Origin of the sequence: Actinomadura sp. NBRC 104425, from assembly GCF_030269545.1 — a bacterium.
GTDB lineage: Bacteria > Actinomycetota > Actinomycetes > Streptosporangiales > Streptosporangiaceae > Spirillospora > Spirillospora keratinilytica.
Genome location: NZ_BSTN01000011.1, coordinates 175395 through 191376 on the forward strand (window position 1 = coordinate 175395; position 15982 = coordinate 191376).

Annotated in this window: 12 protein-coding genes; 10 read left to right on the top strand and 2 right to left on the bottom strand. The window is 73.1% G+C overall.

All coding sequences use genetic code 11. From position 1 onward, the window contains the following. Positions 1–5 precede the first annotated feature (5 nt). The 10 genes from QSK22_RS18760 to QSK22_RS18805 all read left to right on the top strand — a co-directional run bounded on the left by QSK22_RS18760 (position 6) and on the right by QSK22_RS18805 (position 12486). Positions 6–173, top strand: a complete 168-nt coding sequence (locus tag QSK22_RS18760) for a ferredoxin family protein (RefSeq protein ID WP_285495514.1) — start codon at positions 6–8, stop codon at positions 171–173. After that, entirely contained in the window at positions 170–784 is a 615-nt protein-coding gene (locus tag QSK22_RS18765; RefSeq protein WP_285495515.1) for a precorrin-8X methylmutase, read from the top strand. Before QSK22_RS18760 ends, QSK22_RS18765 begins: the two co-directional genes overlap by 4 nt. Positions 785–855: 71 nt before the next feature. Continuing rightward, entirely contained in the window at positions 856–1755 is a 900-nt protein-coding gene (locus QSK22_RS18770) for a sirohydrochlorin chelatase (RefSeq protein ID WP_285495517.1), read from the top strand. A 115-nt stretch (positions 1756–1870) separates the two neighbouring features. After that, the gene (gene cobC, locus QSK22_RS18775; protein WP_285495577.1) at positions 1871–2872 is read left to right on the top strand and encodes an Rv2231c family histidinol phosphate aminotransferase CobC; all 1002 of its coding nucleotides are present in this window, start codon (positions 1871–1873) and stop codon (positions 2870–2872) included. Further along, complete coding sequence (gene cobT / locus QSK22_RS18780; RefSeq protein WP_502872330.1) at positions 2856–4673, top strand: nicotinate-nucleotide--dimethylbenzimidazole phosphoribosyltransferase; 1818 nt, start codon at positions 2856–2858, stop codon at positions 4671–4673. Before cobC ends, cobT begins: the two co-directional genes overlap by 17 nt. A gap of 114 nt (positions 4674–4787) precedes the next feature. Next, positions 4788–6044 (top strand): uroporphyrinogen-III C-methyltransferase, encoded by a 1257-nt coding sequence (gene cobA / locus QSK22_RS18785; RefSeq protein ID WP_285495518.1) that lies wholly within the window; start codon positions 4788–4790, stop codon positions 6042–6044. 64 nt (positions 6045–6108) lie between these two features. After that, positions 6109–8130: a GTPase family protein gene (locus tag QSK22_RS18790; protein ID WP_285495519.1), complete on the top strand. Its 2022-nt coding sequence runs from the start codon at positions 6109–6111 to the stop codon at positions 8128–8130. Next, positions 8127–9824, top strand: coding sequence for a GTPase family protein (locus QSK22_RS18795; protein ID WP_285495520.1), 1698 nt, complete (start codon positions 8127–8129; stop codon positions 9822–9824). Before QSK22_RS18790 ends, QSK22_RS18795 begins: the two co-directional genes overlap by 4 nt. Positions 9825–9904: 80 nt before the next feature. Continuing rightward, entirely contained in the window at positions 9905–10387 is a 483-nt protein-coding gene (gene ssb / locus QSK22_RS18800; protein WP_285495521.1) for a single-stranded DNA-binding protein, read from the top strand. Between the two features lie 809 nt (positions 10388–11196). Then, complete coding sequence (locus QSK22_RS18805) at positions 11197–12486, top strand: GGDEF domain-containing protein (RefSeq protein ID WP_285495522.1); 1290 nt, start codon at positions 11197–11199, stop codon at positions 12484–12486. A gap of 170 nt (positions 12487–12656) precedes the next feature. On the opposite strand, the gene ettA is transcribed toward QSK22_RS18805, so the two are convergent. Together ettA and QSK22_RS18815 are read right to left on the bottom strand one after the other, a co-directional pair. After that, entirely contained in the window at positions 12657–14321 is a 1665-nt protein-coding gene (gene ettA, locus QSK22_RS18810; protein WP_285495523.1) for an energy-dependent translational throttle protein EttA, read from the bottom strand. A 766-nt stretch (positions 14322–15087) separates the two neighbouring features. Then, a complete protein-coding gene (locus tag QSK22_RS18815; protein ID WP_285495524.1) occupies positions 15088–15549 on the bottom strand; it encodes a MerR family transcriptional regulator in 462 nt (153 codons plus the stop codon). Positions 15550–15982: the final 433 nt, after the last annotated feature.

The window sequence follows — 15982 nt, forward strand, 5'->3', positions numbered from 1 at the left end:
TTGGCGTGATCGTCACGGACCGGTGCCGAGGATGCGGCGCGTGCCTGCTCACCTGCCCCGAACACGCGATCCGCCCGCACGGGCAGCCGCTGCAGGTGCTGGACGCGCTGTGCACCGGCTGTGGCGAGTGCATCGAGGTATGCCCCGCCGACGCCATCGAGGAGTGCCCATGAGCGCGCGCCAGCCCCACCCCATCGAGGTGCGGTCCTACGAGATCCTGCGGTCCCGCGTCGACCTGTCGCCGATGCCGCCGCTGTGGCGCGCCGTGGCCGAACGGGTCATCCACGCCAGCGCCGACCTGGAGTACGCGGTGGACCTGGTCACCACGGAAGAGCACCTGGCGCGCGGCCTGGCGGCGCTGCGCTCGGGCGCGCCGATCGTCACCGACGTGGGCATGGTCGCCGCCGGCATCACCGAACGCCAGACGCTGTGCCACATCGGCGACCCGGCCGCCGCCCGGCTGGCGCGCGCGGCGGGCATCACCCGCTCGGCCGCCGCCGTCCGCCTCTCCTACGCCGAGGTCGGCCCGGGCGCGGTGTGGGTCGTCGGCTGCGCCCCCACCGCCCTGTTCGAGATCATCGAACGCAAGGTCGCGCCCGCGCTGGTCATCGGGCTGCCGGTCGGGTTCGTCGGCGCCGCCGAGGCCAAGGAGGCGCTGCGCGCCAGCGGCCTGCCCCAGCTCAGCAACGTCTCGGAGAAGGGCGGCTCCGCGGTCGCGGCGGCGGCCGCCAACGCGCTCCTCTACTACGAGGGGGACCCCGTGACAACGCAGGAAACCTCATGACAGCGCAGGAACAGGACCGCGGCGCGCCCCGGGCGCGCCGGAGCAGAACGGGGAACGCAGTGAAACCGCCCATGCTGGTGGTCGGACACGGTACGCGGGACGAGGCGGGCGTCGCGGAGTTCGGCAGGTTCGTCGAACGGTTGCGCCGCCGGATGGCGGTGGACGTGGCGGGCGGGTTCATCGAACTGTCCCCGCCGCCGCTGACGGAGGCGGTCGCCGACCTCTACGGCAGCGGCCACCGCTCCCTGACCGCCGTGCCGCTGGTGCTGGTGTCGGCCGGGCACGGCAAGGGCGACATTCCCGGGGCCATGGCACGCGAGCTGGTGCGCCACCCCGGCCTGTCGTACCGCTACGGCCGCCCCCTGGGGCCGCACCCGACCCTGCTGGCCCTGTTGCAGGAACGCCTGGACGCGGTGCTGCCCGACGCGGACCGCACGCCCGACACGGCGGTGCTGCTGGTCGGCCGGGGATCGACCGACCCCGACGCCAACGCCGAGGTGCACAAGGTCGCCCGGCTGTTCTGGGAGGGACGCGGCGCCTCCGGCCTCGACCAGGGGCACGGGCTGCTGTGCGTGGAACCGGCGTTCATCTCCCTGGCGCGCCCCAGCGTCACCGAGGGACTGGAACGTTGCCGGAGGCTGGGCGCACACCGCGTCGTCGTGCTGCCCTACTTCCTGTTCCCGGGCGTGCTCCCCGACCGCGTGGCCGACGAGGCCCGCGCCTACGGCGCCGCGCACCCGGACGTGGACGTGCGCGTCGCCGACGTCATCGGCGACTGCGACGGACTGGCGGACGTGGTGGCCGAACGCTACGAGGAGGCCCTCGCCGGAGATCTGCGCATGAACTGCGACACCTGCGTCTACCGCGTCGCCCTGCCCGGCTTCGAGGACCGCGTCGGCGCCCCCCAGACCCCGCACCACCACCCCGACGACCCCTCCGCCCACGGACACGGACACGCCCATGCGCACTGACCCGCCGCGCGCCGACTCCGCACGCGCCGACTCCGCACGCGCTGAATCTGCACGCGTTGACTCTGCACGTGCCGACTCCGCACGCGCTGGCTCTGTACGTGCCGGCGACGTCGATCTGCGGCATCACGGGGACGCCGAGGTCGCATCCGGACTCGTCGACTTCGCGGTGAACGTCCGCCCCGGCACGCCCCCGGAGTGGCTGGCCGAACGGCTGCGCGCGTCCGTGGCCGACCTCGCCGCCTACCCCGACCCCGGCCCGGCCCGCAGCGCGGTGGCCCGCAGGCACGGCCGCGCGGTGGAGGAGGTCCTGCTCACCTCCGGCGCCGCCGAGGCGTTCGTGCTGCTGGCCCGGGCGCTGCGGCCGCGGCGCGCCGCGATCGTCCACCCCCAGTTCACCGAACCCGAGGCCGCCCTGCGCGCCGCCGGGCACGCCGTGCACCGCGTGATCCTCGGCAAGGACTTCACTCTGGACCCCGACGCCGTGCCCCGCGGCGCCGACCTCGTCGTCGTCGGCAACCCCACCAACCCGACCTCCGTGCTGCACCCGGCCGAGACCATCGCCGCCCTGGCCCGCCCCGGCCGCACCGTGGTGGTGGACGAGGCGTTCATGGACTGCGTGCCCGGCGAACCGGAGACCCTCGCCGCGACGCTCCCGCCGGGGGTCGTCGTCATCCGCAGCCTCACCAAGACGTGGGGGCTCGCGGGCCTGCGCGCCGGATACGTCCTCGCCGAACCCGCGCTCATCGAACGGCTGGCCGAGGCGCAGCCCCTGTGGGCGGTGTCCACCCCCGCCCTCGTCGCGATCCAGGCGTGCTGCGAACCGTCCGCACTGGCCGAGGCGGAGCGGTGGGCCGCGGACCTGGCCGCCGAACGCGACCGCCTGGCCGGAGAGCTGAGCGCACGCGGACTGTACGTGGTGCCCCAGGCGCGCGCGTCGTTCCTGTGCCTCAACATGCCCGACGCCCTGGGAGTCCGCGCCCTGCTCCGCGAACGCGGATACGCCGTACGGCGCGGCGACACCTTCCCCGGGCTCGGCCCCGACTGGCTGCGCGTCGCCGTCCGCGACCGCGCCACCAACGACGCACTCCTGGGGGCGCTCGGTGAACTCGGCATCTGAGCCCGCCGGCCCCTACCCGGAGCCGGTGCGCCAGGCCGTCTACCGGGCGATCGCCGAACGGCGCGACATGCGCACCGGCTTCCTGCCCGACCCCGTGGACGACGCCGTCCTCACCAGGGTGCTGGAGGCCGCGCACCGCGCCCCGTCCGTCGGGCTGACCCAGCCCTGGGACTTCATCGTCATCCGCGACCCGCAGCGGCGCGCGCGCATCGGCGCCCTGGCCGACCGGCAGCGCGCCGTCTACGCCGAGACCCTGACCGCCCCGCGCGCCGCCGCGTTCGACCGGCTCAAGGTCGAGGCCATCCGCGAGGCCCCGGTGAACATCGCCGTCACCTGCGACCCCACCCGGGGCGGCCGCAACCCTCTCGGCCGCCACGCCCAGCCCCGCACCGCCCACTACTCGGTCGCCTGCGCCGTGCAGAACCTGTGGCTGGCCGCACGCGCCGAAGGGCTCGGCGTCGGCTGGGTCAGCTTCTTCGACGAACGGGAACTGGCCGACGAGCTCGGCCTCCCCGGCCACGTGGACGTCGTCGCCTACCTGTGCGTCGGCCACGTTGCCGACTTTCCGCCCGCGCCCCAGCTCGCCCTGACCGGCTGGGCCCGCCGCCGCCCCCTCGCCTGGGCCGTGCACGACGAGCGGTACGGGCGGCGCGCCCTGCCAGGAGAGGACACCATGGACCTGATCGAGCAGACCATCGCCGCCATCCGGCCCCTGGACCGGGCCGCCATGCGCGACGCCCGCGACCACCAGGCCCGGCTCACCAAGCCGCCGGGGTCCCTCGGCGTCCTCGAAGAGGTGTCGGTGCGGCTCGCCGGGCTGGCCGGGAGCTGCCCCCCGCCGGTCCCCGAACCGGCCGCCGTCGCGGTCTTCGCCGCCGACCACGGCGTCCACGCCCAGGGCGTCACCCCCTGGCCGCAGGAGGTCACCGCGCAGATGGTGGCCAACTTCCTGGCCGGCGGCGCGGTCGTCAACGCGTTCGCCGCCCAGGTCGGCGCCGAGGTCAGCGTGGTCGACGTCGGCGTGGCCCGCGACCTGGACCCCGCCCCCGGGCTGCTGCCCCGCAAGGTCGCCTACGGCACCGCCGACATGACCGCCGGCCCCGCGATGACCGCCGAGCAGGCCCGCCGCGCCGTCGAGACCGGCATCGAGGTCGCCCGCGACCTGGTCTCGGCCGGGGCGCGCTGCCTGCTCACCGGCGACATGGGCATCGCCAACACCACGGCCTCGGCCGCCCTGGTCGCCGCGTTCACCGGCCGTCCGCCCGAAGAGGTCACCGGCCGCGGCACCGGCATCGACGACGCCACCCACGCCCACAAGATCGACGTCGTGCGCGCCGCCCTCGCCCGCCACGGACTGGACGGCGGCGACGGCGCGGCCGCCGCACGCGACCCCCTCGCCGCGCTGGCCGCCGTCGGCGGCCTGGAGCACGCCGCCCTGGCCGGATTCCTGCTCGGCGCGGCCGCCCTGCGCGTCCCCGTCGTGCTGGACGGGGTGATCGCCGGAGCCGCCGCGCTGGTCGCCGCGGCGCTGTGCCCCGACGCGCTCTCGGCGTGTGTCGCGGGACATCGTTCTGCCGAGCCCGGACATTCGGCTACCGTTGCTCACCTGGGGCTTCGTCCTCTGGTGGACCTGGAGCTGCGGCTGGGGGAGGGCACCGGCGCCCTGCTCGCCCTGCCGCTGGTCCAGGGCGCGGTCCGGGTGCTGCACCGGGTCGCCACCTTCGACGCGGCCGGGGTGAGCGGCAAGGACGCCGCACCGACGGCGGAGCCCCCGCACGGTGACGACGGCGACGAGGAGTGACTGGGTGGGAGCACTCTCCATGAGCACCTCAACCCGAGTACCTTTGATCCACATACACCCTTGTCCGTCCCCGGCGTCCCGGAACGCCTGCCAAGCCCCGATCGAGAGAGCGACGTGCCCCCCTACCTGCTAGGACTGCGACTGAGCGGACGGAAGGTCCTCGTCGTCGGCGGGGGCCGGGTGGCTCAGCGCCGCGTCCCGGCGCTGCTGGCCGCGGGCGCCGCGGTGCGGCTGGTCGCCCCCGAGGTCACGCCGTCCCTCGAAGACCTGGTCGACGCCCGGGGCGGGGACGGCGCCGGGCAGATCGTCTGGCACCGGCGGCCCTACCGCGACGGCGACTGCGCCGGAGCCTGGCTGGTGCAGGCCCTCACCGACGACGCCAAGGTCAACGCGGCCGTCGCCGCCGAGGCCGAGCGGACCCGCGTCTGGTGCGTGCGCGCCGACGACGCCGAGTCGTCCGCCGCCTGGACCCCGGCGAGCGGGCAGGTCGGCGACACCACCGTGGGCGTGCTGGCGGGCGGCGACCCGCGGCACGCCGCCGGCGTGCGCGACGCGATCGTCGACGGGCTGCGCGACGCCACCCTCGAAGCGCGGCACCACCGCCGCAAACCGGTCGGGGTGGCACTGGTCGGCGGCGGCCCCGGCGACCCCGGCCTGATCACCGTGCGCGGGCGGCAGCTGCTCGCCCAGGCCGACGTGGTGGTCACCGACCGGCTCGCCCCCCGCGAACTGCTGGACGAGCTGCCCGCCGACACCGAGGTGATCGACGCCGCCAAGATCCCCTACGGGCGGACCGTCACCCAGGAGCGCATCAACGACTACCTCGTCGAGCACGCCCGGCAGGGCCGCTTCGTGGTGCGGCTCAAGGGCGGCGACCCGTTCGTGTTCGGCCGCGGCGCCGAGGAGGTGCTGCACTGCGCCCGGCACGGCATCCCGGTCACGGTCGTGCCCGGCATCACCAGCGCCGTGGCGGTGCCGTCGGCCGCGGGCATCCCGGTCACCCACCGCGGCGTCACCCAGGAGTTCCACGTGGTGTCGGCGCACGTCCCCCCGGGCGACCCGGCCTCCACCGTCGACTGGCCCGCGCTCGGCCGCGCGACCGGCACCCTGGTGCTGCTGATGGCGGTGGAGCGGATGACGCTCATCGCCGAGACCCTCATACGCTATGGTCGTTCGTCCACCACGCCCGTCGCCGTGATCCAGGAAGGCACCCTCCCGGGGCAGAAGGCGCTGACGGCCACGCTGGGCACGGTGGCCGGTGAGATGGCCGCGGCCGGGATCCGGCCGCCGGCGATCGTGGTCGTGGGCGATGTGGTGAACGTGGCACGAGAGATCGACATGATTCGAACGGACATGGGGCGGGATCCGTGACCAGGTACTTGACGGGAGAATCGGTCGGCCGCCTCTGGGCCGTGGCGTCCCGCCGGGGTGCCACGTGAGCGGCGCCGTAGGAGTCCCAGGGCGGCGCTCCGGGCAGGACGTCGCCGCTGAGGAGACCGCCTCCTCGGCCGCACCCGCGGACACCGAACCGGGCGCTGAGCGGCCCGGCGACGGGACGTCCGGGGGCGGCAGACCGGCCAAGGGCAAGGGCGCGTCCCCGAAGAAGGGCGGGCCGTCCGAAAAGCCGGACGACGCCCCCGTCGCAGGTGCGCCGCGGCCCCGGGACGCCTCAGCCGGGCAGGAGCAGCCCCTGCCCCCCGGCGCCGTGGACCTCTCCCAGACCGAGGCGCTGTCCGGCCGCGAGGCCTCGCCTTCCGCCCGGCGCCGCGGGACGGTGCGCCAGGGCGAGCTGATCCGCGCCCTGCGCACCCTGCGCGACCAGCTCGGCGCCTTCGAGCTGGTGCTGGACGTGCCCGGCGTCGAGGAGGCCCGCGAGGCCCAACTCCAGATCCGCAACCAGCTCGACGACTACGTGCTGCCCCGCATCCAGGCGGCCGGCACACCCATGCTGGTCGTCCTCGGCGGCTCCACCGGCGCGGGCAAGTCCACCCTGGTCAACACGCTCGTCGGGTCCCGTGTCAGCGCCACCGGCGTGCTGCGCCCCACCACCAGCAGCCCCATCCTGGTGTGCCACCCCGACCACGCCCAGTGGTTCCTGGAGGGGCCGCTGCTGCCCGGCATGGGCCGCGTCCCCGGCCCCGCGCCCGACGCCATCGCCGGCGACCAGCTCGTCATCATCTCCAGCGACGCGCTGCCGCCCGGCCTGGCCCTGCTCGACAGCCCCGACTTCGACTCGGTCTTCGAGGACCACTACGAGTTCGCCACCAAGCTGATGGCGGCCGCCGACGTGTGGCTGTGCGTCACCACCGCCGCCCGCTACGCCGACGCCATGGTGTGGCAGATGCTGCAGCGCGCCCGCGACAACGGCGCCACCATCGGCGTCGTGCTGTCGCGGGTGCCGCAGGGCGCGGGCGCCGAGGTCGTCGACCACTTCGCCGAGATGCTCACCGAGCACGGCGTCGGCGACGCGCGCCGCTTCACCATCCCCGAGACCCGGGTCGAGGACTCCCGGCTGCCCGAGGAGACCGTCGAGGACCTGCGCGAATGGCTGGTCGGCGTGGCCGAGGACGCCGAGGGCCGGCACATCGTCATCGAGGACACCCTCGCCGGCGTCCTGGACAGCTTCCGCACCCGCGTCCCCGAACTGGCCAAGCACGTCGAGACGCAGGTCGAGCAGCGCGCCGAGCTGGCCCGGCTGGTCGAGTCGGCCTACTCCACCGCCCTGGCCGAACTGGACGAGTCCACCCGCAACGGCTCGCTGCTGCGCGGCGAGGTGCTGGCCCGCTGGCAGGACTTCGCGGGCACCGGCGACCTGCTGCGCTCCCTGCACATCCGCGGCCGCGGCGCCCGGCGTTCCAACCGGCGTCGCAAGGGCAGCCCCACCCGGGTGCGGGCCCTCAAGAGCGCCCTGCGCGCCGGGCTGGAGTCGCTCATCCAGTCGTCCGCCGAGCACGCCGCCGAGCAGGTCATCGCCCGGTGGCGGGAACACCCCGCGGGCGGGCACGTGCTGGCCGGCCCCGCCGCCGACATGGGGCACGCCTCGCCCGAGCTGTCGCGCCGCATCACCCGCGCCGTCAGCGCCTGGCAGGACCACGTGCACGAGCTGGTCCGCACCGAGGGCGTCACCAAGCGCTCGGTCGCCAAACTCGTCTCGTTCGACACCGAGGCCCTGTCGCTGGTGCTGACGATCGGCCTGCTCGGCTACGGCACCGCCGACGTCGCCGTCGAAGGCGGCACCAGCGCCGTGCCGCAGCGGCTGCTCAAGGCGCTGTTCGGAGCCGAGTCGCTGCGCGGCATGGGCGCCAAGGCCCGCGCCGACCTGCGCAGCCGCATCGGGATGCTGTTCGACGAGGAGGCCATCCGCTTCGGGCAGGCGCTCGACGCGGCCGGCATCCCCGACGAGACCGTCCCCGTCCAGCTCTACCAGGCCACCTACGACCTTGAGGTTGCCCGATGACCACCTCGGCGCTCCCCGTGAACCCGTCGCCGGGCTCCGGCGCGACGCCGCCCGCGGCCGGCTCCGCCACCGAGCCCGAGCAGGCCGCGGCGCCCGCGCTGACCGAACGGCTCGACCACCTCGACGCGCTCGTGCGCCTCGGCACCGGCCGACTCGACCAGCCGCTGCTGGACGAGGCGCGGAGCCTGCTCGACCGCGCCGGCCAGCGGCTGCGGCTGTCCGGCGAGCACACCGTCGTCACCCTGGCCGGCGGCACCGGCAGCGGCAAGTCGTCGCTGTTCAACGCCATCTGCGGGCTGGAGCTGTCGCCCACCGGCATGCGCCGCCCCATGACGTCCCGCGCGCACGCCTGCGTGTGGGGCCTGGACGGCGCCGGCCCGCTGCTCGACTGGCTCGACGTCGACAAGCGGCACCGCTACGCCCGCGCCAGCGCCCTCGACCTGGAACGCGCCGACAGCTCCCTGCAGGGCCTGGTGCTGCTCGACCTGCCCGACCACGACTCCATCCGGGCCGTGCACCGCGCCGAGGTCGACCGCTTCGTCACCGTCGCCGACCTGCTGGTCTGGGTCGTCGATCCGCAGAAGTACGCCGACGCCGCCCTGCACCGCGACTACATCGTCCCGTTCGCCCGGCACGCCGGCGTCACCCTCATCGTGCTGAACCAGATCGACCGGCTGCAGCCCGGCGAGGCCGACGACTGCGTGGCCGACCTGCGCCGCCTGCTGGAGGCCGAGGGCCTTTCCGACCCGCGCATCATCACCACCTCCGCGGTGAGCGAGGACGGCGTGCGCGGCTTCCGGGACGTCCTGGTGGACACCGTCGCCGCCCGCCGCGCCCGCACCCAGCGCCTGGCCGCCGACATCGACCGGCTCGCCGAGCGGTTCGCCGCCCACCGCCCGCCCGCCGACATCCCGTCCGGCGTCGACGCCCCGCGCCGCGACGGGCTCGTCCAGGCCCTCACCGACGCGGCCGGGGCGCCCGCCGTCGCCGAGGCCATGGAGAGCGCCTACGAGCTGCGCGCCGCCGACTTCATCGGCTGGCCGGTCCAGGCCCTGGTGACGCGGCTGCGCAGCGACCCGCTGCGCCGCATGCGCCTCACCGAGCTGCGCGAGGAACTGCGCGGCGCCTTCACCGGCCCGGTCGGCGCCCAGCAGGGCGACGTCGACACCGCCCTGCAGGGCGTCACCGACGGCGTCACCGCCGACCTGCCCGCCCCCTTCGCCCGCTCGGTGCGCGCCGCCGCCCGCACCCACGCCGCCGAACTGCCCGAGGCGCTCGGCACCGCGGTGCGCGAGGCGCTGCCCACCTTCAACCAGGTGCCGCGCTGGTGGTGGCTGGTCAAGACCTGGCAGTACTTCCTGGTGCTGGTGAGCGTGCTCGGCGTCGCGTGGATCGTCCTGCTGGTGGTGTACGGCGCCGCCGGGGGAGAGTCGGGCAACCCGCTGCTCGGCGAGACCGGCCTGATCCCGTACGTGGCCGTGCTGGTGGTGTGCACCCTCGGCATGGGAGCGCTCACCGCGTCCGCCTGCCGCAACCTGGTGGCGCTGCAGTCCGCCAAGCACGGCGACCGCATGGAAGAGCACATGCGCGAACGCATCACCGAGGTCGCCGAGTCCAAGGTCCTGGCCCCGGTGGCCGACGAACTGAAGCTGTGCGCCGAGTTCCGCGACCACGTCGACGCGGTCAAGGGCTGAGTTATCCACAATCGCGCGGCGGCCTTCTCTCGCCGGTTGCGCTCCGCGACGCTGGAGTGACAGCACGAGAGGAGGCCACGTTGAACGAGGCGCACATCACCGTGATCGGCTGGGTCGCCGCCGACCCGTACTACACCGTCACCGCCAACGGCACCCCGTTCCTGTCGCTGCGGGTCGCCTGCACGCCGCGCCGCTACGACCGCGCCACCGGCCAGTGGCAGGACCTGGACACCATGTTCCTGACGGTCAACTGCTGGCGGCATCTCGCCGACAACGTCAACGGCTCGGACCTGCGGCGCGGCCAGCCCGTCGTGGTCACCGGCCGGCTGCGCATCCGCCAGTACGAAAAGGACGGCCAGTGGCGGTTCTCCGCCGAGATCGAGGCCAGCACGCTCGGCCACGACCTCAACCGCGGCACCGCCGAGTTCCGCCCCGTCCTGCGCGGCAACGCCCTCACCGACGACGACCGCCGCGAGGCCCAGGAGGTCGCCGACCAGTGGGCCCTGGGCGGCTCCGACCAACCCGCCGCCGACCCCACCGCCGAAGCCGCCGAAGCCGCCTGACCTGGGCCCGTGCCCGGACCCGTCCATGCCCCCACCACGCGCCCCGGGCCTGCGGACGACCTGTACGGCGTCCGGAGGGCCGCTGGCTCGTCGCCCAGAACCGACCGGATCCGCGCAGCGGGCTTCGCGGCACGGCGGGGCGGGGCCTGTCCGCCCTTGCTGCGGTCACGTGAGCGGACGCGACGGGCGGCTGCGGGGGTGCGGTGGCGGTGGTGGCGTTATGCGGATTATTCTCGCGTGCCTCATGAAAACGATGTCCGTCAATGGGCCCGATGCCGCACTGATATCTCGTGATTTCAGGGCAAGCGTTCGATCTGCTGCCGGCGGCGAGGGGTGAAAGAGCAAAGCCGCGGGCGCAGCCTTCGCGTCCGCCGCGCGACCGAGGTCCGCCAGGGGTCGGCGATACTCGACGAGAACGAGTTCCGGATTTTTGCGGCGCCGTCATTGACGCCGTTCCCGGCCGCCCGACGGCCGAGCGAACCGGAGCGGTCCAAGCCACCGCGGCAGTGCGGGGGAGACCGGCGCGCTGCGGCCCCCGCCCCTGATCGCGGGCATGGCGGCGCGTCGATCCGCCTCGCCGGGCATCGGGCGGTGCGCCCGTGCCGCCGGGGCGGACGGCGGGCTCAGATCCGCGAAACGCAGTGCATGATTCTTCCCCTCCGGAGGATGCCGGGGATAGCGTGTTCACCGCTCCGGCCGCAGGCGGCGTATCGGCCAGGCGCCTGCGCGCAACCGAGGTACCGGATTCCAACCCGCTCCGCACACGTTGCAATTATCGTGTTACACAACGTGATGCATTGGGGGGAAGGATGACGGCAGTGCAGTCGTCCGCCGAGGATCGCGGTGGGGAGTTGGCGCCCGCGCCGCGACGAGCAGGGCTGCCGGGGCGTCCGTCCCTGCTGGCGGTCTACGTGTCGGGGGTCGTCACCCTTCACCTGGCGCTGGCCGTGGCGGGAGTGCTGAGCACCCCCGTCCGCATCCACGATCTGGTCACCTTCACGGCGCTGCTGGTGTGCGGCGCGGTCTGCATCGAGGCGTCCCGCCGCCTGGGCATGCCCGCCGGGGTGGGGCGGGACCTGCTGTCGGCGTGGTGGCTGCCGGTCGCGCTGCTGCTGCCGCCGGTGTACGTGTTGCTGATCCCCATCCCGCTGCAGCTGCTGCTGCAGTACCGCGTCCGGCGCACCCTGCTGCACCGCAGGGTCATGGTGACGTCGGCGCTCGCGCTGGCGGGGGCGTGCGCGTCGGTGCTGTTCCACCTCGTCGTGCCCGAACCGCTGGTCCACGGCGCCGCGTGGGTGATCGACGGCTATCCCGGCATCCCGCTGGCGGTCGGGTGCGCCGCGCTGTTCACCGTGGTCAACCTCGCGCTGGTGGCGATCGCCGCGTACACGGCCAACCCCGAGAGCCGCTGGCGGGAGGTGCTGTGGAACCGCGAGAACCTGCTGCTGGACGTGGTGGAACTGTGCGTCGGCGTGATCGTGGCGATCAACAGCGCCCTGTCGCTGTGGCTGCTGCTGCTGGCCCTGCCGCCCGTCGTCCTCCTGCAGCGCAGCCTGATGCACCAGCAGTTGCAGGCCGCGGCCCGCACCGACGCCAAGACGGGTCTGCTGAACGCGGCGGCGTGGCAGCGCGAGGCCGACACCGAACTGTCCCGGGCCCAGCGCACCCACGAGCCGGTGGCCCTGCTGCTGATCGACATCGACTACTTCAAGCGGGTGAACGACACCCACGGCCATCTGGTCGGCGATCAGGTGCTGATCGGCGTCGCCAGCACGCTGTGCAACCAGCTGCGCGACTACGACGTGGTCGGCAGGTTCGGCGGCGAGGAGTTCGTCGTGCTGCTGCCGGGCGCCGACACCGTGGAGGCGTGCCGCGTCGCCGAACGCCTGCGCGGACGGGTGCGCCGACTGGCCGTCCCCGCCGAGGAGGGCACGGTCGGCGTGACGATCTCGGTGGGGGTGGCGCTGTTCCGCATGCACGGCGAGGACCTGGTCGACCTTCTGGCGGCGGCGGACCTCGCCCTGTACCGCGCCAAGCAGTCCGGCCGCGACCGCGTCTGCCTCCCCGCCGTGGACGGCCCCAAGCCCCCCGAAACCTGACGCCCCGACGCGGGGACTGCCTCGCGGCGCGGATCCCGTCCGTCGCGTCCTGCCGCGGCTGGTGACGGCCGCTCGTGCAGTGCGGATCATGTGACGATGGTGGCGGCCTGAGAGCGCACGCGAACGTGCCCCTGCCTGCCGGACGGCGGACAGGGGCACATCCCGGCCGATCAGTCGCGGGTGAGCTTGCGGTGGGTGACCCGGTGCGGGCGGGCCGCCTCGGCGCCCAGGCGCTCGATCTTGTTCTTCTCGTAGTCGGCGAAGTTGCCCTCGAACCAGAACCAGCTCGACCCCTCTTCCCAGGCCAGGATGTGGGTCGCGATCCGGTCCAGGAACCACCGGTCGTGCGAGGTGATGACGGCGCAGCCGGGGAACTCCAGCAGCGCCTTCTCCAGCGAGCCGAGCGTCTCGGTGTCCAGGTCGTTGGTCGGCTCGTCCAGCAGCAGCACATTGCCGCCGATCTTGAGGGTGAGCGCCAGGTTCAGCCGGTTGCGCTCACCGCCCGACAGCACTCCCGCGGGCTTCTGCTGGTCGGGGCCCTTGAACCCGAACGCCGCCACATACGCCCGCGACGGCATCTCCACCTGGCCGACCTTGATGTGGTCGAGGCCGTCGGAGACCACCTCCCAGACGGTCTTGTTCGGGTCGATGCCGCCGCGGCCCTGGTCCACGTACGACACGCTGACCGTCTCGCCGATGCGCAGGGCGCCGGAGTCGGGCTGCTCCTCGCCGACGATCATCCGGAACAGCGTGGTCTTGCCGACGCCGTTCGGGCCGATCACGCCGACGATGCCGTTCGGCGGCAGGTTGAACGACAGGTTCTCCATGAGCAGCCGGTCGCCGAACCCCTTGGTGAGGTTCTCGGCGACGATCACGGTGCTGCCCAGGCGCGGACCCGGCGGGATCTGGATCTCCTCGAAGTCCAGCTTGCGGGTCTTGGCCGCCTCGGCGGCCATCTCCTCGTACCGCTGCAGTCGGGCCTTGCTCTTGGCCTGGCGCGCCTTGGGGTTGGAGCGGACCCACTCCAGTTCCTCCTGCAGGCGCTTCTTGCGCTTGGCGTCCTTGTTGCCCTCGACCTTGAGGCGCTCGGCCTTCTTCTCCAGGTAGGTCGAGTAGTTGCCCTCGTAGGGGTAGCAGCGGCCGCGGTCGAGCTCGAGGATCCAGCCGGCCACGTTGTCGAGGAAGTACCGGTCGTGGGTGACGGCCAGGACCGTCCCCTCGTACTTCTCCAGGTACCCCTCCAGCCACTGCACGCTCTCGGCGTCGAGGTGGTTGGTGGGCTCGTCCAGCAGCAGCAGGTCGGGTGCCTCGAGCAGCAGCTTGCACAGTGCGACGCGGCGGCGCTCGCCGCCCGACAGCTTGGTCACGTCGGCGTCCGGCGGCGGGCAGCGCAGCGCGTCCATGGCCTGCTCGAGCTGGCTGTCCAGGTCCCAGGCGTTGCGATGGTCGAGCTGCTCCTGCAGCTTGCCCATCTCCTCCATCAGCTCGTCGGAGTAGTCCGTCGCCATCTTCTCGGCGATCTCGTTGAACCGGTCGAGCATCGCCTTGGTCTCGGCCACGCCCTCCTCGACGTTGCCGAGGACGGTCTTCGCCTCGTTCAGCGGCGGCTCCTGCTGCAGCAGCCCGACCGTGTAACCGGGCATCAGCCGCGCCTCGCCGTTGGACGGCTGCTCCAGACCGGCCATCATCCGCAGCAGCGTGGACTTGCCGGTGCCGTTCGGCCCCAGCACGCCGATCTTGGCACCGGGCAGGAAGTGCAGGGTGACGTCGTCCAGGACGACCTTGTCGCCATGTGCCTTGCGCACACGCTGCATCGTGTAGATGTACTCGGCCATATCGTCAAGCCTAGGGGGTCCCGCGCACCGTTCGTTGCAGCGTCAGTAGGGTTCCGGGCCCCATCAGCACCGGCATGACCGCAATCCGCCGATCCCCCGTCCCCGCCGTCCCAACCGCCCCCCCGAACACCACCCGAACACACCCCCGCGCGACTTCCGGTAAGGCATCGTGCGCCGAGAGCCACCAGACGCTTGATCCTCGCGGTGTGCCGCGCCCGCCGGTTCTCCCTGGCCCGACCACGCCGGCCTGTGTCGCCGCCTGGTCTGCGCGTTGTGCTCTGCCTGCGCCCTGATGCGGCGGTGATCTGATACGCCGGGCATGCTCACGACCAAGGCCGGTCTGGGCGTGGTCCTGTCTGCAAGCGTGATCACTCGGGTACCGGAACCGCTGTCGCTCGCGGGACGGTCGGGATGGAGTACGCGGCGGTGGTGCGCGACGGCCACCGGTTCTTCGCCGACGCGTTCCGCAACCACCAGATCCCGAGGCTGTGATTCCCGCCTCCGGCGCGGTGCCATGCAGCCGTGTCGGCGGGGGTGTGGGGCGACCTTCGTGCTCGGCAGCGCCGAGGGGGCAGGTGTGCGGCGGAGTGAGGCCGGGCCGTGGCGAGCCAGTAGCCGCGGGGGCGTGGGCGACGGGGGCGGACTCGGCTCCGGTCTCGTCGACGTTGCAGGTTGTGCTGTGCGGTCCGGGGAGCAGCGTCTTGGCGTGCAGTATCGGCGCGTGATTGTTGCTGGTGGGGGCGGGGTGTGGGGTGCAGGTTCCCGCTCAGTGGGTTGGGTGGCAGTGGGGGGTGCCTGTGTCGTGACCTTCGCTGGCCGAGCTTCGGCCGGGGGGAGGGGGGATACGGGCCGCGATCCGCTTACGGGCGTGCTCGCATTCGGCGAAGCCGTGCGGGCAGGCGAGCGCGTGCTCGACCAGCTCTTTGGCCGCGCGTGCCCGGGCGATGCGCCGTTCGAGCTCTTCGACATGGCGGCGCAGCAGGTCGCGATGGTCCACCGGGCCGGGGGAGAACAGCAGCGTGCGGAGCTCTCCCAGCGTGAAGCCGGCCTCCTTGCCGATGAGGATCAGTGCCACGCGCTCCAGGTCCGCCCGCTTGTAGGTGCGCCGACCGCCCGCGCGCCGCGCGGGTTCCAGCAGGCCCCTGCTCTCCCAGAAGCGCAGTACGTGCGTCGGGAGGCCGAAGCGCTCGGCCAGCTCACCGATGGTCAACTCCTCGCTCGACTCCATCCCTCCATGTAAGCGGCTGGGGGCGTCGGTGCGGTACGCGGCGGGCGCGGCTGCCGCGGGTGAGGAGTGCACGGTCTGGCACTGGTTATTGTTTTCGCACGCTGCGGGGTGTCCGAATGGTATTCGGGAATTGGCAATGATCATTTTGATATTGACCGGGTGGTCGGAAGTGAATTGGGTTCGGGTGGTATTGGTGGTGAGTGGTGGTTGGTGGTGAGTGGTTGTGGGGTCTGACTGTTTGTTGGGGGTGTGTCGGGTTTGTAGGGGATGGCGGTGGCGAATTTCGGTCACGTTTTGGGTAACGCGGCCGACGGCGCGGATGATTTGGGGGTGATGTCAACTTTTGCTGGCTCGGGTGGCAGTCATATGCGTAACACTGATGAGGTGGAAATGGCCGTCCACGGTCTCAAGCCACCCCCCGGAGTCGAGGAGA